General features: G+C 71.1%; 15 protein-coding genes and 2 pseudogenes. 11 read left to right on the top strand and 6 right to left on the bottom strand.

Going from position 1 to position 19,000, the window contains the following annotated elements; all coding sequences use genetic code 11:
- Window positions 1–84: 84 nt before the first annotated feature.
- Together DY245_RS31515 and DY245_RS31520 are read right to left on the bottom strand one after the other, a co-directional pair.
- Window positions 85–1,119, bottom strand: a complete 1,035-nt coding sequence (locus DY245_RS31515) for a phosphatase PAP2 family protein (RefSeq protein WP_181923958.1) — start codon at window positions 1,117–1,119, stop codon at window positions 85–87.
- Between the two features lie 305 nt (window positions 1,120–1,424).
- Window positions 1,425–2,618, bottom strand: a complete 1,194-nt coding sequence (locus DY245_RS31520; protein WP_128510616.1) for a hypothetical protein — start codon at window positions 2,616–2,618, stop codon at window positions 1,425–1,427.
- Window positions 2,619–2,829: 211 nt separating this feature from the next.
- Between DY245_RS31520 and DY245_RS31525 the strand changes: the two genes are divergently transcribed.
- The gene (locus DY245_RS31525) at window positions 2,830–4,476 is read left to right on the top strand and encodes an MFS transporter (protein WP_244943391.1); all 1,647 of its coding nucleotides are present in this window, start codon (window positions 2,830–2,832) and stop codon (window positions 4,474–4,476) included.
- A 168-nt stretch (window positions 4,477–4,644) separates the two neighbouring features.
- Window positions 4,645–5,841, top strand: a complete 1,197-nt coding sequence (locus DY245_RS31530) for an acyl-CoA dehydrogenase family protein (RefSeq protein WP_128510618.1) — start codon at window positions 4,645–4,647, stop codon at window positions 5,839–5,841.
- Between the two features lie 196 nt (window positions 5,842–6,037).
- Here the strand turns inward: DY245_RS31530 and DY245_RS31535 are convergent, their stop codons facing one another.
- From DY245_RS31535 to DY245_RS31550, 4 genes are all read right to left on the bottom strand, one after another.
- On the bottom strand, window positions 6,038–6,487 hold the full coding sequence (locus tag DY245_RS31535; RefSeq protein WP_128510619.1) for a cell division protein SepF: 450 nt from the start codon (window positions 6,485–6,487) through the stop codon (window positions 6,038–6,040).
- A 421-nt stretch (window positions 6,488–6,908) separates the two neighbouring features.
- Window positions 6,909–7,862 carry an ABC transporter substrate-binding protein gene (locus DY245_RS31540; RefSeq protein ID WP_181923959.1) on the bottom strand — a complete coding sequence of 318 codons (954 nt, stop codon included), beginning with the start codon at window positions 7,860–7,862 and terminating at the stop codon, window positions 6,909–6,911.
- Window positions 7,859–8,368: a GNAT family N-acetyltransferase gene (locus DY245_RS31545; RefSeq protein ID WP_128510620.1), complete on the bottom strand. Its 510-nt coding sequence runs from the start codon at window positions 8,366–8,368 to the stop codon at window positions 7,859–7,861. Before DY245_RS31545 ends, DY245_RS31540 begins: the two co-directional genes overlap by 4 nt.
- On the bottom strand, window positions 8,365–9,456 hold the full coding sequence (locus DY245_RS31550; RefSeq protein ID WP_128510621.1) for an LLM class flavin-dependent oxidoreductase: 1,092 nt from the start codon (window positions 9,454–9,456) through the stop codon (window positions 8,365–8,367). The genes DY245_RS31545 and DY245_RS31550 overlap by 4 nt, the downstream gene beginning before the upstream one ends.
- Before the next feature lie 465 nt (window positions 9,457–9,921).
- Between DY245_RS31550 and DY245_RS31555 the strand changes: the two genes are divergently transcribed.
- From DY245_RS31555 to DY245_RS31595, 9 genes and pseudogenes are all read left to right on the top strand, one after another.
- A complete protein-coding gene (locus DY245_RS31555; RefSeq protein ID WP_128510622.1) occupies window positions 9,922–10,803 on the top strand; it encodes an amino acid ABC transporter permease in 882 nt (293 codons plus the stop codon).
- Entirely contained in the window at window positions 10,800–12,752 is a 1,953-nt protein-coding gene (locus tag DY245_RS31560; RefSeq protein WP_128510623.1) for an FAD/NAD(P)-binding protein, read from the top strand. Before DY245_RS31555 ends, DY245_RS31560 begins: the two co-directional genes overlap by 4 nt.
- Window positions 12,736–13,650: an amino acid ABC transporter permease gene (locus DY245_RS31565; protein ID WP_128510624.1), complete on the top strand. Its 915-nt coding sequence runs from the start codon at window positions 12,736–12,738 to the stop codon at window positions 13,648–13,650. Before DY245_RS31560 ends, DY245_RS31565 begins: the two co-directional genes overlap by 17 nt.
- Complete coding sequence (locus DY245_RS31570) at window positions 13,647–14,417, top strand: amino acid ABC transporter ATP-binding protein (protein ID WP_128510625.1); 771 nt, start codon at window positions 13,647–13,649, stop codon at window positions 14,415–14,417. Before DY245_RS31565 ends, DY245_RS31570 begins: the two co-directional genes overlap by 4 nt.
- Window positions 14,418–14,769: 352 nt before the next feature.
- Window positions 14,770–15,468 (top strand): annotated as a pseudogene (locus tag DY245_RS31575) (ABC transporter substrate-binding protein); the annotation flags it as partial.
- An 80-nt stretch (window positions 15,469–15,548) separates the two neighbouring features.
- Window positions 15,549–15,704: pseudogene (locus tag DY245_RS31580) on the top strand (F420-dependent methylene-tetrahydromethanopterin reductase); the annotation flags it as partial.
- Entirely contained in the window at window positions 15,701–16,486 is a 786-nt protein-coding gene (locus DY245_RS31585) for a DUF1684 domain-containing protein (RefSeq protein WP_128510626.1), read from the top strand. The pseudogene DY245_RS31580 and the gene DY245_RS31585, both read left to right, overlap by 4 nt.
- 275 nt (window positions 16,487–16,761) lie before the next feature.
- Window positions 16,762–17,661, top strand: coding sequence for a S1 family peptidase (locus DY245_RS31590; protein WP_128510627.1), 900 nt, complete (start codon window positions 16,762–16,764; stop codon window positions 17,659–17,661).
- A 188-nt stretch (window positions 17,662–17,849) separates the two neighbouring features.
- Entirely contained in the window at window positions 17,850–18,815 is a 966-nt protein-coding gene (locus tag DY245_RS31595; protein WP_128510628.1) for a slipin family protein, read from the top strand.
- The last annotated feature ends 185 nt before the right edge of the window (window positions 18,816–19,000 follow it).

Below are 19,000 nucleotides of genomic sequence, written 5' to 3' on the forward strand. Positions count from 1 at the left end.
GGCCCCGGCCGCTCGGGAGAGAGCGGCCGGGGCCTTCGTTGCGGGGTGGGGTTGTGCGTACCGGCCCCGCGGCTCGTGGGGTGGTCAGCCGCTCCCGTTGCGGCCGCGCCCGGAGGTCGGGCTCAGCGGCGTGGTGCGCGGGACGCGGTCCGCGTGCGGCGGCCGCCGGCTGCCCGCCGGGGTGACCGGAGTGCGCTCCGACCGGATGGTGTACGGGCGCGACGGGTGGTGCGGCCAGCCGTCCGGGGCGTGGGCGGCCGAGCGGCCGCCCGTGCCGGCACCGATCGCCTCGCGTACGAGCACCTCGCCCTCGGGGGCGATGCGCTGCCGGGAGACTCCCGGAGCCAGCGAGCCGACCGGCAGCGGGCCACGCAGCGAATCGGGGCGCAGTCGCAGCCACAGCCGCAGCAGGATGCCCATGAGGCGGTCCTCCACCCAGGTGACGCCGGGCTCCAGCCACGGCATCGCCAGCAGCACCAACAGCCCCGCGGCCCAGCCGAGCAGCACATCGCTGACCCAGTGCGTGCCGAGGTAAACGGTCGTCATGCCGACGCCCAGCGCGCCGAGTGCGGCGATCACCGAGAGGGTGCGGCGGCGCAGCGGGGTGGTCGCCAGGTAGGCGAGCACGCCCCAGGTGACCACGGCGTTCGCGGTGTGACCCGAGGGGAATATGTCGCCCCCGAGCCACATCTCGTTGGCGCCGACGGTGGTCGCGTAGTGCGGGCCGAGCCGGCTCATGCCGAGCTTGGCGGCGCCCACGGTGATGTTCAGCAGCAGCAGCGAGGCGCCGAGCACCAGCAGCGGGTGGAGGTTGCGCTGGTGCCAGCAGCGCCAGCCCAGCCAGGCCGCCACCGCCACCGCGGTCGGCCCGCGCTGCCCCAGCACCACGAAGTAGTCGAGGAAGGCATGAATCTCGGGCCACTGCTTGTAGGGCCTGAAGAACATGACTTGCCAGTCGAACGTGACCAGCCATGAAGTGGCCAGCACTCCGGCCACGATCGCGAGATACACCGCCAGCGTGCCCCAGAACAGCCACAGGCGGGTCCGGGTCATGCGGGGTGGTCGGGCGCGATCGGTCGGGCGCTCCTCCATCTGGTCGAGCTTGTCATCGGTACGCACTCAATCGACGTTACCGCGTGTGATGTAGGTGCTTGGTCAAACTGTGCGCTTTGTAATGACGATGTGATGTGGAATGCGTCTCAAGCGCGGCCCCGCCGCAGGGATTTGGAAGGGAATTCGCGGCGATTCTCTATCCCTTCCCGACGCTCGCGTGTCGTCACCCTGAGCGCCTTATCTGTTTTTCTCCGACGGAGTTTATCCGTCATTTGCTCGGGCGTCGTGTGATGTTTCCTCGGGGTGGCGCTCGCGGAGCGGGAGCGTCCGGTCACGGCGGCCAGAAGATGATCACTGAGGGCCCGTGAAGATCACGGCGGGCCCGAACCGTTCAGCCAGAACGCCCCGTAGACCGCGGACCCCACCGCCACCACCCCGATGACCAGCCACGACCGCACCGGGCGCCACCGCGCGAGCCCCGCCGCGAGCGGCAGCAGCAGCGGATAGGCCGGCAGCATCAGCCGCGGCTTGGACCCGAAGTAGCCCTTGGCGGTCAGCGCGAGCAGCAGCACCGTCCCGCCGTAGACCGCCAACGGCAGCGGCTGGCCCCGGCGTACGCCGTGCACATACAGCCAGATCACCAGACCGACGCCGACCAGCAGGCCGAGTCCGGCCGCGAACGCGGGCCCGGAGAGCTGGTGGCCGATGAACGAGGCGAACGCGAGACCGCCGTCGAAGCCGTTGCCCCAGCCGCCCTGGACCTCCAGATAGCCGGTGAGCGAGCCCCGTTGCGCCCCCACCCACAGGAAGTAGCCGCACCAGCCCAGCGGCGCCAGCAGCACGCCGAGCAGCATGCCCCGGTGCTCACGGAGCGCCGCGCGCCACCCCGCACCGCCGGCCCGCGCCCGCCACACCGTCACCGCCGCGGTGATCCACAACGCCGCGACCACCGCCGCACCCACCGGCCGGGTCAGCCCGGCCAGCGAGGCCAGCACGCCCGCCCACACCCAGCGCCCGGTCAGCACGCAGTAGACGCCCCAGGCCGCGAGCGCGGTGAACAGGGACTCCGAGTACGCCATCGACTGCACGATGCCGACCGGCAGCGCGGCCCACAGCGCCGCCAGCGCGACCCCGGTTCCCGGTCCGTGCAGCCGCTCGCCGGTCGCGTACAGCGCCCAGGCCGCGGCCAGCGACGCCAGCCAGGCCACCACCATCCCGGCGTCGGCGGGCGACAGCGGTGAGAGCGCCGACAGCCCCCGCTCCAGCCACGGCAGCAGCGGGAAGAACGCCAGGTTGGAGTGCACATCACCGTTGGCCAGCTGCACGCTGTAGCCGTAGCCCTGCTCGGCGACCCGGGTGTACCAGAGCGAGTCCCAGCGGGCGGTCAGCAGCGTGTGCCAGCTCTTGCCGTTCGCCGCCGACCAGACGGCGAGCACGGCCAGGCCCAGCATCCGCACCGCGGCGAACGCCGCCAGCGCGGGCGCGGCGCGGCGCAGCGCGGCCCGTACGGCAAAGCCGTCGCATCGGGTCCGGCCGGGAACGTCGGCGGTGGCAAGCTCGTTCATCCGGTCGATTATCCAGGTGGCCGAAGAACGATTGCCGACGGCCGGTGGGGGAACGTACGGCGCTGCGATGAGCGTCTCATCGTGAGGTGAGCCACGCGGCAGTCACGGGGACTCGCGTAGTCTGACGTCTCAACTCGCCCGTGCCGCCGGTTCCCCCGGGGCGTTTTCGCGCCCTGATCCGTGGCCGCGAGAGCATGACTGGAGGTGCTGCATGTCCGGGACGACCACGTCCGGCAGGGGACGGACGGCTGGTGTTCCCCGACTTTCGGGCGGCGGTGTGAACCGCTGGACCGTGCTGATCGTGCTCTGTGTCAGCCTGCTCTTCGTCGCGCTGGACACCACGATCCTGTACGTCGCCGTGCCCTCGGTCACCGAGGACCTGCGGCCGGGGCCGGTGGAGCTCCTCTGGATCGTCGATGTCTACCCGTTGATCGCGGCCTCGCTGCTGATCCTCTTCGGCACCCTCGGCGACCGCGTCGGCCGCCGCCGCGTCCTCCTCCTCGGCTACGGCCTCTTCGGCCTGGCCTCGGCCGCCGCCGCGCTCGCGCCCAATCCGCAGATCCTGATGGTGGCCCGCGCGCTGCTCGGCATCGGCGGCGCGATGATCATGCCCGCGACGCTGTCGATCCTGCGGCAGGTCTTCCCCGACCGGCGCGAGCGCGCGGTCGCCATCGGTGTGTGGAGCGCGGTGGCCGCGGTCGGCGCCGCGGTCGGCCCGGTCCTCGGCGGCTTCCTCGTGGAGAACTTCTGGTGGGGCTCGGTCTTCCTCATCAACATCCCGATGATGGCCGCGATGCTCCTGATAGGCCGCTGGCTGCTGCCGGAGTCGCGCGGTGAGCGCAACGGCCCCTGGGACGTGATCGGCGCGATCATCGCGGCGCTCGGTGTGCTGGGCATCGTCCTCGGCGTGAAGCGGATCGGCAGCGGCGCGGCCGTGCTGGGCACGACCACGCTGGTGCCGATCGTCGTCGGCATCGCGCTGCTGACCCTCTTCGTACGGCGCCAGCACCGGCGCGAGCACCCGCTGATCGATATGCGGCTGTTCTCCCGGCCCGCGTTCGGCACCTCCGTCGGCTGCATCGTGCTGGCCATGCTCGCCCTGGTGGGCCTGCAGCTGATCGCCGTCCAGTACCTCCAGCTCGTCCTGGGGCTCAGCCCCCTGGAGACCGGGCTGCGGATGCTGCCCCTGGTCTTCGCCGCGATGGCCGCCGGCCTGACCGGCTCGAAGATGCTGCAGGCCCTCGGCCCGCGCGCCATGGTCTCGCTCGGCTTCGTGCTGACCGCTGTCGCGGTGCTCTGTCTGACCGCGATGAGCAGCCAGGACCGCCCCTGGCTGCTGTCCCTCGGCTTTGTGCTGCTCGGCTTCGGCTTCCAGTCCACGCTCTTCGGGGCGTACGAGTCGATGCTCAGCGAGGCCCCCGCCGAGCAGTCGGGCGGCGCCGCCGCCATCGGGGAGACCTCGTACCAGCTCGGTGCCGGCATCGGTGTCGCGCTGCTCGGCAGCGTGATGAACGCCGCCTATGCCCCCGGTCTGAGCCATGTCGACGGTGTCCCCGGGCGGGCCGCCGCCTCGGCCGCGCACTCCCTCGGCGAGGCCTACAAGGTGGCCGCCGGCCTGGGCCCGGCCGCCAAGGCCGCGCTGCGCGAGGCGGCCCGGGACTCCTTCGTCCGCGGGCTGCACATCACCCTCGTCGCCAGCGCCGTGCTGCTGCTGGTCGGCGCGGCGATCGCGCTGCGGCTGCCGCGCCGGGCCGCGGACTCCACGGAGCGGGCGGAAGGTGACACCGGCGCGAGTGACGGCGCGGTTGCGGGCGCCGGCCGCGGCAGCGAGCCGGCTCCGGCGAGCTCCGGTCGCTGATCCCTCCTCCGGCCGGGCTTCTTCCCCTTTGTGTGTGCACGCCTTCCTTTGTGTGCATACGCGGCGGTGACCCTTGCCCGCGCGGCACCGTGGGCCGTACCGTCGGACGCGCAATAACTACCACTGCTAGTTTTTCGCGCGAGTGCTGAACCTGCCGGAGGCCCCGCCATGTCCGCAACGCCGTCCTCGACGCTTCCGCCGTTCGACCCCAGCGACCCCCTGGGCATCGACGATCTGCTCACCGACGAGGACCGTGCCGTCCGCGACACCGTCCGCCGGTGGACCGCCGACCGGGTCCTGCCGGAGATCGCCGACTGGTACGAGCGGGGCGAACTGCCCGGCATCCATGAGCTCGCCCGTGAGCTGGGCTCCCTCGGGGCACTCGGTATGTCCCTGACCGGCTACGGCTGCGCGGGCGCCTCCGCCGTCCAATACGGTCTGGCCTGCCTCGAACTGGAGGCGGCCGACTCCGGCATCCGCTCGCTGGTCTCCGTCCAGGGCTCGCTCGCCATGTACGCGATCTGGCGCTTCGGCTCCGAGGAGCAGAAGCAGCAGTGGCTGCCGCGGATGGCGGCCGGCGAGATCATCGGCTGCTTCGGTCTGACCGAGCCCGACCACGGCTCCGACCCCGCCGGGATGCGGACGTACGCCAAGCGCGACGGCGGAGACTGGGTGCTGAGCGGGCGCAAGATGTGGATCACCAATGGCTCGGTGGCCGGTGTCGCGGTGGTCTGGGCCCGTACCGACGAAGGCATCCGCGGCTTTGTCGTCCCCACCGACACCCCGGGGTTCTCGGCCCCCGAGATCAAGCACAAGTGGTCCCTGCGCGCCTCGGTGACCAGCGAACTCGTCATGGACGAGGTACGGCTGCCGGCCGACGCGGTGCTCCCCGAGGTCACCGGGCTGCGCGGCCCGCTCGGCTGTCTCAGCCACGCCCGTTACGGCATCGTCTGGGGATCCATGGGAGCCGCGCGTGCCAGCTTCGAGGCGGCGCTGGACTACGCGAAGACGCGGGAGCAGTTCGGCAAGCCCATCGGCGGCTTCCAGCTCACCCAGGCCAAGCTCGCCGACATGGCCGTCGAACTGCACAAGGGGATTCTGCTGGCCCATCACCTGGGGCTGCGGATGGACGCGGGGCGGCTGCGCCCCGAGCAGATCAGCTTCGGCAAGCTGAACAACGTACGGGAGGCGATCGAGATCTGCCGCACGGCTCGGACGATCCTGGGCGCCAACGGGATCTCGCTGGAGTACCCCGTCATGCGGCATGCGACCAACCTCGAATCGGTGCTCACCTACGAGGGCACCGTCGAGATGCACCAACTGGTGCTGGGCAAGGCGCTCACCGGCCTGGATGCCTTCCGGTGAGCGGCCTCGCCCAGGAACTCTGGTTGATCCCCGGTCGGAAGCATGCGGGACCCGCTCAACTCTGATTGCTGCATTACCCGGGGGGGGGTAACCCCCGGACCCCCAGCCGGAGGCTGCGGTGCCTGGCTCAACTCTGATTGCTGCATTACCCGGGGGGTAACCCCCGGACCCCCAGCCGGAGGCCGCGGTACCTGGCTCAACTCTGGTTGAAGAAGCCGCCGTTGCGGTGGGCGCGGGCCTCGCCGCTGACGACCTTGTAGTCGGCGGGGGTCAGCAGGAACACCCGGGTGGCGACCCGCTCGATCGAACCGCGCAGGCCGAAGGTCAGGCCGGCCGCGAAGTCCACCACACGCTTGGCGTCGGCGGACTCCATGGCCGTCAGGTTGACGATCACCGGGACGCCGTCACGGAACAGCTCGCCGATGCCACGGGCATCCCGGAAGCTCTCCGGGGTGACCGTGGCGATGCGGGTGCCCTGGTCCTGGGCGGCCTCGTCGGCCACCCGGACCCGGGGGTCGGTGACCCAGGGGTTGCCGACCGACTCTCCGGTGTCGGGTCCCTCGGCGTAGTCGTCGTCGTAGTAGCGCTCGTCATCATTGTCGTCGACGAGGCCAAGCCAAGCACTCGCCTTGCGCACCGATCCCATTGACGCCTCCTCTCACCCGTGGTCTGTGTGTGTCCGCCCCTATCGTCGTCCATGAGGCCGAGTGTGTGCCAAGTGGATAGCGGCCGCACGGGGGGTTCGTGACACATCTGGTGCAAAGAGGGTGGCGCGCCGTCAGCTCGCGCGCCCCAGGACGGAACTGACAGTACGACAACCATCACGGTCAGTGCTCGAACGGGTGATGCGGGCAAACGGCCCGCGGGACAGGGGGCGGACCCATGGGTCGGTTCGTGCACGGGACCAGGGCAAATGCCAACGGTCTGGTAACCCGGCAGAGATACGGCCCGACGGCCGGGCGGCCGGCCCGCTGGAGGGATGTTGACGCGGCAGCGGGCTCCGCGCTGCCGCGCCGACTACCCTGCGGGCCGCCAAGTCCGGGCCCGGACAGGGGAGTTCACTTGGCTCAGTGGATCTCCGGCGGGCTGATCCGCGACGTCTTGATCGCCGAGGCGCCGGTGCCCCACTTCTTCAGGATCCGGTCGTAGGTACCGTCCTTTATCAGCTGGCCCACCGCGGCCCGTACGGCGGGCGCCAGCGGGGTGCCCTTCTTGAACGCGAAGCCGACGTCGAGTCGCTTGAACTCATTGAGGAACCGCAGACCCGGCTGCTGCTTGACGGCGTAGCGCAGTCCGTTGATGGTGCTCATCACCACATCGGTGCGGCCCTGCTGGAGCGAGATCCACAGCGCGCCCTGCTCGGCGTAGGTCTTGACGTCGTACGGCTTCTTGCCGGCCTCCTTGCACAGATGCTGGTTCTCCTCCAGCGTCGCCTCGAAGGTGGTGCCCGCGCCGGTGGCGACCGTCAGCCCGCACAGCTGCTTCAGCGAGGTGACTTTCTTCAGCGGGCTGTCCTTGCGGACCGCGAAGCCCTGGCCGTCGTTGATGTAGGTGACGAAGTCGATGGTTCTGCGGCGCTCGTCGGTGACGCCGAAGTTGCCGGTGCCCAGGTCGTATTTGCCGCTGCCGAGGGCCGGCAGGATCGCCTCGAAGCTCGACACCTCGCGGTCGATCCTGAGGCCGAGGACCTTGCCGACGGCGTCGGCGAAGTCGATGTCCTGGCCGGCCAGGGTCTTGCCGTCGGCCAGATATGTGGCGCCGGGCGGGGTGCCGACGCTGGTGGCGAGCGAGAGGCTGCCCCGGGCGCGGATGTCGGCGGGCAGCAGTTCGGCGGCGGCCGGGTCCTTCTTGACCGACGAGACCACGTCCGTGGTGGGGATCTTGGCTTCGGCGGCCGCGGGTCCGGCAGCTCCGGCGCCGCCGGCCCGGTCGCCCGAGCCGCAGGCGGTGAGCGTCAGTACCGCGGTGGCCAGGAGCGCGGCGGCGCGCAGTGCGGTGGTGCGGGGCATGGTGAACGTCATGGGCGCGGGATCTCCAGGTGCTTTTCGAACGGCAGCGGGCCGATCGACTCCGGGGCGGCGGACAGATCGAACAGGGGGCGGTAGCCCGCGGCGAGATAGAGGCCCTTGGCCTCCGGCTGGCGCGGGCCGGTCGTCAGATACACACGGGTGTAGCCGCGGGCGGCGGCGTCCTGCTCCAGGGCGTCGAGGACTTGCCGGCCCAGCCCGCGCCTGCGGTGCGCGGAGTGCGTCCAAATCCGTTTCAGCTCGGCGGTGTGCGCGTCATAGCGGCGGTACGCGCCGCCGGCGACCGGGCCGCCGTCCTCCAGGAGCAGCAGGAACGCGCCCCGGGGCGGGGCGAACTCCTCGGCGGGGTACTCCAGGCTCAGATCGACGGGTCTCTCGTACCGGGTGCTGTATTCATGGGTGAGTTCGTCGAGCAGCGGGCGGGCGAGAGGATCGGTGACGGTGGTGTGCCGGACCGTCAGACGGGTGGTCTCCGGCGGCCGGTGCGCGGCGGCCGTCATCGGACCCCCTCCGTGGCCGGCGACGGCGCCGGGGGTGCGGCGGCGGCGGACGGCCACGGCAGCGCATCGGGCAGTTCATGGCGCAGCTGCGGCAGTACCTCGGCGGCGGTCAGCCGCAGCACCTCGGCCTTGCGGTGGAAGGGCAGCCCGGCGCTGTCCACGGAGAAGAACTGCAGCGCATGCCCGTAGGCCACATGCTGCTGAAGGATCTTGTCGGCGATCCGCTCGGGCGACCCGACCAGCGCCGGACCGTGGTCCGCGGCCTCGTCCAGGCTGCGGAAGGGGGTGTTGTTGCCCGGTACGTCGCGGGCCGTGACGGCCGCCTCGTAGTACGGCGCGAACTCCCGGCGGGCGGTGCGGTCATCGGCCGCGGCGTACAGGGTGCCGCCCGAGCCGACCACGGCCGCCGAGGGATCGTGTCCGTAGTCCGCCCAGCGTGCGCGGTAGTGGTCGATCAGCTTGGCGTAATTGGCCACCGGCTGGATGACATTGGCGGCGAAGACCGGATCGCCCCACAGGGCGGCCAGCTCCACCGAGCGTTCGCTGGTGGCGCTGCCGTGCCAGATGGTGGGCGGCTGCTGATACGGGCGGGGGAGCGTGGTCGCGTCCTTGAGCGGGGGCCGGAAGCGGCCCGACCAGGTGACCTGCTCCTCGCTCCACAGCCGGCGCAGCAGCTCGTAGTTCTCCTCCTGCAGCGCGTACTGGTCGTCCGGGTTGCGGTCGAAGAGCTGCCAGGGCTCGGGGGCGTTGCCCTTGCCGATGGTCAGCTCCAGCCGGCCGCCGGAGAGCTGGTCGACGGTGGCGAAGTCCTCCGCGACCCGGACGGGGTCGAGGGTGGACAGCACGGTGACGGTGGTGAACAGCCGGATGCGATGCGTACGGGCCGCGATCGCGCTCAGCACCGTGGGCGGCGAGCTGGACAGGAACGGCGGGCCGTGCCGCTCTCCGACGCCGAATGCGTCGAAGCCCAACTCCTCGGCCAGAACGGCGAGTTCGACGACCTCGTGGAGCCGTTCGTGCGGGGTGAGGAGATGCCCGGACGCCGCGTCCGGGACGTTGTCGATCAAAGTCATGATGCCGAAGCGCATACCGCGCCCTTCTTCGAGCGTGCCGAAGGAAATGAGGACAGAAAAGCCGGAAAGGTACTGCGGGTGTGCGAGGGGAGGGTGCGCCGGTACGGCGGCGCGAGGTGTGAAGGCGCGCGGTGACAGGGAGAGAAGAACCGCGAAACGGCCCGGCCTTATCGGCGGCGGGCTTCAGGGCAGGGGGTCAGCTCAACAGGACGACGACCACACGCGACCGAAGTCGATGTGGTCCCGGGTGACCAGCCGCTGCCATGCATACATGCGACTAAGTGGAACAGGCATCCGTTTCCGCGTCAACCATGAAGTGATCCCTCGCTCGCAGTGTGGACAGCCTTGACAGCGGGGCGCGTTCACCGCATAGCCTCAAGAGCCGGTCGTGCTGAGGGGCGCGGCCCGTTCTGTCTTTTTCTGCCTGTGTGAAGGCACGCGACTCCCGTGTTCGCTCTCTGCATCCACGGAGCCTTCGCCATGTCTTTGGTAGACCCAGCTTCCGACACCCTCGAAGCCCTCGCCCCGCCTGCCGCGGCCCCGCCCGGCGGCACCGGCGCCACCGTCCCGCGGATCGTGCCGCGGCGCCGCACCGGCCAGTGGGCGGCGGCCGCCACCGTCCTCGTGCTGCTGGCGCTGGCCGTCGTCTCCGTCGTACGCAACGACGCCTTCCAGTGGGACGTGGTCGCCGACTACTTCCTGACCACCGCGGTGCTGCGCGGCCTGGGCCTCACCCTGTGGCTGACCGTGCTCGTCATGGTGCTGGGCTTTGCGCTGGGCACCCTGCTCGCGACGATGCGGCTGTCCGCCAACCCCGTGCTGCGCGGCGTCAGTTGGGGATATGTCTGGCTCTTCCGGTCGATGCCGATCCTGGTGCAGCTGCTGTTCTGGTTCAACATCGGGGCGCTGTACCCGACGATCCTCGGCATCAGGACCGTCAATCTGCTCGGCCCGGTCACCATCGCCATCATCGGCCTCACCCTGCACGAGGCCGCCTACGCCGCCGAGGTGGTCCGCGGCGGCATCCTCTCCGTCGACAAGGGCCAGCTGGAGGCCGCCCAGTCGCTGGGGCTGGGCGCCTGGCGACGGCTGCGCCGCATCGTGCTGCCGCAGGCGATGCGCTCCATCGTGCCGCCGGCCGGCAACATGCTGATCGGCACCCTCAAGGGCACCTCCATCGTCAGCGTCATCGCCGTCCAGGACCTGCTCTACTCCGTGCAGCTGGTCTACCACCGCACCTACCAGGTCATCCCGCTGCTGCTGGTCGCCACCTTCTGGTACGTCGTGGTCACCTCGGTGCTCGGCGTCGGCCAGTTCTACGTCGAGCGGCACTATGCGCGCGGTACGGCCGGTGCCCGATGACGCCGCCCGCGCTGTCGTCCGTACGGCCGTCCGTCGTGATCGTGGGAGCCGGACCGCGGGGCACCGGACTGCTGGAGCGGATCGCCGCCAACGCCCCCGAGCTCTACGGCGATACCCCCCTCGACCTGCACCTCGTCGATCCGCATCCGCCCGGCGGCGGCCGCATCTGGCGCGCCGATCAGTCGTCCCTGCTGTGGATGAACTCCACGGCCGAGGACGTCACCATGTTCACCGACGAGAGCGTGGAGCTGGACGGTCCGGTGCGGCCCGGCCCCTCGCTCGCCGAGTGGGCCCGCGCGGTGCGGGCCGGCGAGATCGCCGTCGAACCCGGCCTGGCCGACGCGATCGCAGAACTCGGACCGCGCGACTTCGCCGGCCGGCGGCTGCAGAGCGCCTATCTGAACTGGGTGTACGAGCGGTCGGTGGCCGCGCTGCCGCCGACCGTTGCCGTCCATGAGCACCTGCGCACGGCGGTACGGGTCTCGGGCTCACGCGACGGCCGGCAGCAGGTGTGGCTGGACGGCCGCCCCACCCCGCTCCTCGCCGACCTCGTCGTACTCGCCCTGGGGCATCTGGAGGCCGAACTCCCGCCGGAGCAACGGGAGTTGAGCGAGTTCGCGGCCCGCCACGGGCTGACGTATCTGCCCCCGGCGTTCACCGCGGACAGCGATCTGAGCGCACTGCGCCCCGGCGAGCCGGTGCTCGTCCGCGGCTTCGGGCTGGCCTTCATCGACCTGATGGTGCTGCTGACCGAGGGCCGCGGCGGTACGTACACGGCCGGCGCCGACGGACAGCTGACCTACCGGCCCTCGGGGCGTGAGCCCGTTCTGCACGTCGGGTCGCGGCGCGGGGTCCCGTACCACTCCAAGATCGGCTACGAGCCGGCCGGCGAACGGCCGCCGCTGCCCCGCTTCTTCGGGCCCGAACAGGTCGATGCACTGCTCGCCCGGCCCGGGATCGACTTCCGGCGCGATGTCTGGCCGCTGATCGACAAGGAACTGGGCTTTGCCCACTACCACCGGCTGTTCACCGCCCACCCCGGGCGCACCCGTATGAACTGGCCGGACTTCGAGGAGAAGTACGCCGCCGCCGACCCCGCCGGCGCCGCGCTCCAGGCCCTGGTCAGCGCCGCGGTCCCGGACCCCGCCGACCGCCTCGACCTGGACGCCCTGGACCATCCGCTGGCAGGTGTGCGCTACCCCGACGGCGACGCACTGCAAGAGGGCCTGCGCGGCTATATCGAGGCCGACCTCGCCCGCCGCCACGACCCCGAGCACAGCCCCGACCTGGCGGTCTTCCTCGCGCTGCTGTCGGTCTACGGCCAGCTGGTGCGGATCGGCGACCGCGGCCCCTGGTGGCACGGCTTCTTCAGCTATCTCGCCTCCGGCCCGCCGGGGCCGCGGCTACACCAGCTCCTCGCGCTCTCCCGGGCCGGTGTGGTGCGCTTCCTGGGCGCCGACACCACCGTCACCGCCGATGAGCGGCGCGGGGTGTTCCGTGCCGAGAGCGCCAGTGTGCCGGGGGAGTCCGTCGAGGCCCGCGCGCTGGTGGAGGCGCGGCTGCCGGAGCCGACCGTCGAGCACACCCGGGACGCCCTGCTGCGCGCCCTGTACGCCGACGGGGCGGCGGCCACGCCCTCCCCCGAGCTCTTGAAGAGCAGGGGGGACCCCCAGCTGCTGGCGGTGGCCGCCGCCGACGCCCGGATCCTGGACCGGTCCGGCCGCCCGCACCCGCGCCGCTTCGCCCTCGGCCCGCACACCGACGCCCGCTCCGGCGGCGCCTTCGCCCGCCCCCGTACCAATGCCCCCGCCTTCCGGCAGAACGACGCCACCGCGCGGGCGCTGCTCACCTTCCTCCGGGAGCGGGCCGCCGTGCCCGTCCCCGTATCCGCCGCCTCCGTCCCCCGCACCGCACCCACCCCCGAGGACTCCCATGTCGCTGACCAGTGATCCCCCCGTCGAACAGGCCGCTCCCCAACAGGCCGCTCCCCAACGGGCCGGACCACCGCCGGCCGACGCCCCGCCGGCCCTGAAGGTCGTCCCCGTACGCCATCCCTGGCGCTGGGCCGCGATCGTGGTGACAGCCGTGCTGATCGCCCAGTTCATTCACGGTCTGGTCACCAACCCGGCCTGGGAATGGGAGGTGTTCGCCCAGTTCTTCACCGCCGAGACGGTGCTCAGGGCCGTCTGGACCACCCTCCAGCTCACCGTGTACGGCACCGCCCTCGGCTTTGCGCTGGGCATCGTGCTGGCCTTCATGCGGCTGTCCGCAAGCCCCTTCCTGCGCTGGGTCGCGTTCGGCTACATCTGGGCCTTCCGCTCCATCCCGCTCATCGTCCAGCTGCTGTTCTGGTTCAACCTCGCCTACCTCTACAAGCGCCTGGACTTCGGTATCCCGTTCGGCCCCGGCTTCTTCCACTTCGACACCATGGGCCTGGTCGGCGCGATGGGCGCGGCGGTGCTCGGCCTGGCGCTGCACCAGGCCGCGTACGCCGCCGAGATCGTGCGCGGCGGGGTGCTCGCGGTGGACGGCGGACAGCTGGAGGCGGCCGCCGCGCTCGGCATCCCCCGGCTGCGGCAACTGCGCCGCATCGTGCTGCCGCAGGCGATGCGCTCGATCCTGCCGAACGCCACCAATGAGGTCATCTCGCTCTTCAAAGGCACCTCGATCGTCTCCGTCATGGCGATCGGCGAGCTCTTCTACCAGGTCCAGGTCATCTACGGACGGAACGGCCGGGTCGTGCCCCTGCTGATGGTGGCCACCGCCTGGTACATCCTGCTGACCACCGTGCTCTCCGTCCTCCAGTACTACGTGGAACGCCACTTCTCCAAGGGAGCCACCCGATGAGCACGCAGGGCGCGATGGTCGAGGTCCGCTCGGTCCGCAAGAGCTTCGGCTCGCTGGAGGTCCTGAAGGGGGTGGACCTGGCGGTCCGTACCGGCGAGGTCGCCGTCGTCCTCGGCCCGTCCGGCTCCGGCAAGTCCACCCTGCTGCGCACCATCAACCACCTGGAGAAGGTCGACAGCGGCTCGGTGAGCGTGGACGGCGCGCTGGTGGGCTACAAGCAGTCCGGCAACAAGCTCTACGAGCTGCGCGAACGCGAGATCCTCAAGCAGCGCACGGAGATCGGCTTCGTCTTCCAGAACTTCAACCTCTTCCCGCACCTGACCGTGCTGGACAACATCACCGAGGCTCCCGTCTCCGCGCTCGGCCGCCCGAAGAAGGGCGCCGTCGAGTCCGCGCGCGCCCTGCTGGCGCGGGTCGGACTCGCGGACAAGGCGGACGCCTACCCCCGGCAGCTCTCCGGCGGCCAGCAGCAGCGGGTCGCCATCGCCCGGGCGCTCGCCCTGGAACCCAAGCTGCTGCTCTTCGACGAGCCGACCTCCGCGCTCGACCCGGAGCTGGTCGGCGAAGTCCTCGATGTCATCAAGGACTTGGCGCACCAGGGCACCACCATGATCGTCGTCACCCATGAGATCGGCTTCGCCCGCGAGGTCGCCGACACCGTCGTCTTCATGGACGGCGGACGGATCGTCGAACAGGGCCCGCCCGGGGAGGTCCTCGACCACCCGCGCCATGAGCGCACCAAGTCCTTTCTCTCCAAGGTCCTTTGAGCATGAGGAGCACTCCGTTGAACCGCCGCACCCTGACCGCCGTCCTCGCGCTCGCCGCCGGCTCCGTACTGCTCACCGCCTGCGGCGGCGGTACGGCGCCGGGCGGGAACAGCGAGAATGTCGCGGCCGCCGGAGCCGATGGGCTGAAGATCAATATCGGCCCCGACCAGCACCGCATCCACGGCACCAAGGACCCGAAGATCGCCGCGCTGGTGCCCGCCCGGGTCCGCAGGAGCGGTGACCTGCGGATCGGCGTGAGCGCCGACGGCAGCCCGCCGCTGACCTTCCATGCCACCGACGACACGACCCTCATCGGCGTCGAGGAGGACATCGCCACCCTCGTCGCCGACANGACGACACGACCCTCATCGGCGTCGAGGAGGACATCGCCACCCTCGTCGCCGACACCCTCGGCCTCAAGCCCCGCTTCGACCCGCTGTCCTGGGAGAACCTCTTCGTCGGCCTGGACAGCGGCAAGCTCGACGCGGTCTTCTCCAATGTCACCGTCACCGAGGAGCGCAAGGACAAGTACGACTTCGCCACCTACCGGCTCGACCAGCTGGCGATGGAGGCGAAGAAGGGCAGCGGCTGGAAGGTCCGCGGCCCCAAGGATGTCGCGGGCCGGACCATCGCGGTCGACTCCGGCACCAACCAGGAGAAGATCCTGGTCGACTGGAGCAAGGAGAACGAGAGGGCCGGCCGCAAGCCGGTCGACATCAAGTACTTCCACAAGCCCTCCGACACCTACCTCGCGCTCCAGTCGGGCCGTCTCGACGGCTTCTTCGGCCCGAACCCGACCGCCGCGTACCACGTGAACACCGCGGGGCAGACGGAGATCGTCGGCACCTTCTCCGGCGGCGGCAGCGTCCAGGGCAAGATCGCCGCCACCACGAAGAAGAACAGCGGCCTGGTCAAGGCCTATGCCGCGGCCCTGCAGAAGGTCATCGACGACGGCCGCTACGGCAAGGTGCTGGCGCGCTGGGGGCTGACCGGCGAGCGGCTGAAGACCTCGCAGATCAACCCGCCCGGCCTGCCCAGGACCGCGAACTGACCCGGCGCCCGGCACAGAAAGGAAGGCCCACCCCCATGTCCGTACCCCGCGCCCGCTGCATCTGGCCGTCGCGCTGGACGCCCCGCAACGGCCCCAAGGGCCTGTTCGTCGACCGTGTCGTACCGCTCCTCCAGGGGCGCGGCGGGTACCGCACGGAATACACCGGCACGACCCTGCGCTCCTACTTGGGGCTGACGGAGCCCGCACACCCCGTAGGGAAGGGTTCACGGTCATGAGCACCCACGCACTCCAGGAGTGGCAGGACTGGCGCGCCCAGCGCGTTGCCGGCGTCTCCCAGCCGTACGGCCCGCTCGCCCTGGCCGGCACCCACTGGCTGGCCGACCGTCCCGACGGCCGTATCGAGGGGCTGCCGGGCATCTGGACCGAGGAGGGCGACGCGGTCGTGCTGCGGGCGGACGCCGAGGAGGGGCTCACCGTCGACGGCAGGCCGGCGGCGGGCGCGTTCCGGCTCGGCCAGGACGCCGGTCCCGAAGCGGTCCGGGTGGTACACGGTGAGCGGCATCTGCTCGTACTGCGGCGCGAGGGCCTCTGGGCGGTGCGCGACTACGATCCCGCCGCCCCGGCCCGCCGCGGGTTCGCCGGTATCGACGTCTTCGACCACGACGAGCGCTGGGTGCGGCCCGGCCTGTTCCGGCCGTACGCACAGGGCCGCACGGTCCAGGTGCCCAACGCCGACGGACAGCGGCGCGGTCTCGGCCTCGCCGGTGAACTCGCCTTCACCTTCGAGGGGGACGAGCACACCCTCCAGGTCGCGGTCGAGGGCGACGGCTCCCTGTGGGCCGTGCTCGCCGATGCCACCAGCGGCACCGACAGCTACCGCTTCCGCTTCCTGCGGGCGCCCGCGCCCGCCGAAGACGGCACCGTCACCGTCGACCTCAACCGCACCCTGCTGCCGCCGTGCGCGTTCGCCGACCACTTCCTCTGCCCCTTCCCGCCGCCCGGCAACACCCTGCCCATCGCCCTGCGGGCGGGCGAGCGGAACCGCATCGTCCACTGATCCGTCCAAGTCGCCGACCGAGGGGGTCAGCACCGCCCCGGCAGCCGCCAACCAGGCTGCCGGGGCGGAGTGTTGGGGCTCTGGCCGTGCAACAACCGTGTGTCCCGCACAAGACATTCGTGTGGGCCTCTTGCGCTGCGGGGGTGGTGCGCCCGAAACTCCGCTCAGCGCTTGTCAGGGGCACGCCGAAATGAACGTGCGGATTCTGGTGTGCCCTTTGGCTGCGCCTCACCGGGCTGCCCACAGGCGGCCCCCCGATCCCCTCGGAGGAATCAGTGAGGAACGAGCGCACCACCCCCCGCAGCGGCATAGCGAGACGCACCCGGCTGATCGCCGTGGCGTCCGGACTGATGGCCATCGGCGCCATCGCCGTCCCGACCGCCAACGCCCAGAACCCCGCACCCGCCACGACGTTCAGCGCCTCCCAGCTCTCCGCCGCAGGCAACGCGGTACGCGCCGCGGATGTCGCCGGCACCGCCTGGCGGGTCGACAGCGCGACCCACACCCTGGTCGTCACCGCCGACCGCACGGTCTCCCGGGCCGAGATCGCCAAGATCAAGCAGGCCGCGGGCACCAACGCCGACGCGGTCCGCATCGAGCGCACCGCGGGCACCTTCCGCAAGTTCATCTCCGGCGGCGACCCGATCTACGCACCCAGCTGGCGCTGCTCGCTGGGCTTCAACGTCCGCAGTGGCAGCACCTATTACTTCCTGACGGCCGGTCACTGCACCGACGGCAACCCGCCCTGGAGCACCGGCTCCGGCGCCTCCATCGGCAGCACGGTGGGCAGCAGCTTCCCCGGCAACGACTACGGCATCGTCAAGTACACCGGCTCGGTCACCCACCCGGGCACCGTCGGCAGCCAGGACATCACCAGCGCCGCCACCCCGTCCGTGGGCCAGTCGGTCACCCGCCGTGGCTCCACCACCGGCACCCACAGCGGCAAGGTCACCGCCCTGAACGCCACCGTCAACTACGGCGGCGGCGACATCGTCTCCGGACTCATCCAGACCACCGTCTGCGCCGAGCCCGGCGACAGCGGCGGCCCGCTCTACTCGGGGACCACGGCGCTCGGCCTCACCTCCGGCGGCAGCGGCGACTGCACCTCCGGCGGCACCACGTTCTTCCAGCCGGTCACCGAGGCGCTCAGCGCGTACGGCGTGAGCGTCTACTGACGCCGGCCGGCTGATACCTGCACCTCGCACGCACCGGTATCCGTACACCGCACCACACAAGGGCCCCCGTCCGCCGGCGGACGGGGGCCCGGCCGTGCCCGCCGCGAGCCTCGACCGGCCTCCGGGCCGGGCATACCATGGAATCACGCCCGATTCGGACGGCATACGGCACACATCAGGGGGCCGTGATGGTCGAAGAACTGGTGACGGCCGGGGTGGGCCTGGCATGCGCCGGCGCGGTGTATTTCATGGCGGCGGCGCGGGTGGTCAAGCAGTACGAACGCGGTGTGGTGCTCCGCCTGGGAAAGCTGGCATCCGTGGTGCGGGGACCGGGCTTCACCATGATCATTCCGGGCATCGACCGGATGCGTAAGGTCAATATGCAGATCGTGACGATGCCGGTGCCCGCCCAGGAAGGCATCACCCGCGACAACGTCACGGTCCGCGTCGACGCGGTGGTCTATTTCAAGGTCGTGGATGCCGCCGACGCGGTCGTCCGGGTCGAGGACTACCGCTTCGCGGTCTCACAGATGGCCCAGACCTCGCTGCGGTCGATCATCGGCAAGAGCGAACTGGACGATCTGCTCTCCAACCGGGAGAAACTCAACCAGGGGCTGGAGCTGATGATGGACAGCCCGGCCATCGGCTGGGGGGTGACCGTCGACCGGGTGGAGATCAAGGACGTCTCGCTGCCGGAGACGATGAAGCGGTCGATGGCCCGCCAGGCCGAGGCCACCCGCGACCGGCGCGCCCGCGTGATCAACGCCGACGCCGAGCTACAGGCCTCCAAGAAGCTGGCCGAGGCCGCCGCGGCGATGTCCGACCAGCCGGCGGCGCTGCAACTGCGGCTGTTGCAGACCGTGGTGGCGGTCGCCGCGGAGAAGAACTCCACCCTCGTCCTGCCCTTCCCCGTGGAGCTGCTGCGATTCCTGGAGCGCTCCGGGCTGCAGGCCCAGGCGCAGACCGCCCAGGCCGAGGCGGAGGCGGAACGGGAGCGCGTACAGCCGCCGGCCGGCTCGACCGCCCCGGAGATGTCGCCTACGCCCGAGGTGCCGCCTACGCCCGAGGTGCCGCGTACCCCCGTCGAGAGTGGTGACGGCATGGGGCCGCTGCCGCAGCTGGAGGAGCTCCCGGAGGCGGAGAACCTGCCGTAGCGCCGGCCCGCCGGCGCCCGCGCCCGGTGCGTCCGCCGGGCCCCGACCGATCGTCGTACACGCCCATGAGTGGGGCGGTGTACGGCGATCTCTGCTGCGCAGGGGCCGGCCCCCGACCGGTGTGATCCGGCCAGCTGGAGTCCTCACACGTTGCCGGCCGCCGAGCGCCTCGCGTGCCCGCTGAT

It is taken from the genome of Streptomyces inhibens (assembly GCF_003389455.1).
GTDB classification, from domain to species: Bacteria; Actinomycetota; Actinomycetes; order Streptomycetales; family Streptomycetaceae; genus Streptomyces; species Streptomyces inhibens.

Bases quoted from the DNA above. Each gene is read 5' to 3' on its own strand.
- DY245_RS31550 (WP_128510621.1), bottom strand. From the start codon at position 9,456: ATGCGCTTCGGCATCATGACTTTGATCGACAACGTCCCGGACGCGGCG.
- DY245_RS31570 (WP_128510625.1), top strand. From the start codon at position 13,647: ATGAGCACGCAGGGCGCGATGGTCGAGGTCCGCTCGGTCCGCAAGAGC.
- DY245_RS31555 (WP_128510622.1), top strand. From the start codon at position 9,922: ATGTCTTTGGTAGACCCAGCTTCCGACACCCTCGAAGCCCTCGCCCCG.
- DY245_RS31520 (WP_128510616.1), bottom strand. From the start codon at position 2,618: ATGAACGAGCTTGCCACCGCCGACGTTCCCGGCCGGACCCGATGCGAC.
- DY245_RS31545 (WP_128510620.1), bottom strand. From the start codon at position 8,368: ATGACGGCCGCCGCGCACCGGCCGCCGGAGACCACCCGTCTGACGGTC.
- DY245_RS31565 (WP_128510624.1), top strand. From the start codon at position 12,736: ATGTCGCTGACCAGTGATCCCCCCGTCGAACAGGCCGCTCCCCAACAG.
- DY245_RS31595 (WP_128510628.1), top strand. From the start codon at position 17,850: ATGGTCGAAGAACTGGTGACGGCCGGGGTGGGCCTGGCATGCGCCGGC.
- DY245_RS31535 (WP_128510619.1), bottom strand. From the start codon at position 6,487: ATGGGATCGGTGCGCAAGGCGAGTGCTTGGCTTGGCCTCGTCGACGAC.
- DY245_RS31560 (WP_128510623.1), top strand. From the start codon at position 10,800: ATGACGCCGCCCGCGCTGTCGTCCGTACGGCCGTCCGTCGTGATCGTG.
- DY245_RS31585 (WP_128510626.1), top strand. From the start codon at position 15,701: ATGAGCACCCACGCACTCCAGGAGTGGCAGGACTGGCGCGCCCAGCGC.
- DY245_RS31525 (WP_244943391.1), top strand. From the start codon at position 2,830: ATGTCCGGGACGACCACGTCCGGCAGGGGACGGACGGCTGGTGTTCCC.
- DY245_RS31540 (WP_181923959.1), bottom strand. From the start codon at position 7,862: ATGACGTTCACCATGCCCCGCACCACCGCACTGCGCGCCGCCGCGCTC.
- DY245_RS31530 (WP_128510618.1), top strand. From the start codon at position 4,645: ATGTCCGCAACGCCGTCCTCGACGCTTCCGCCGTTCGACCCCAGCGAC.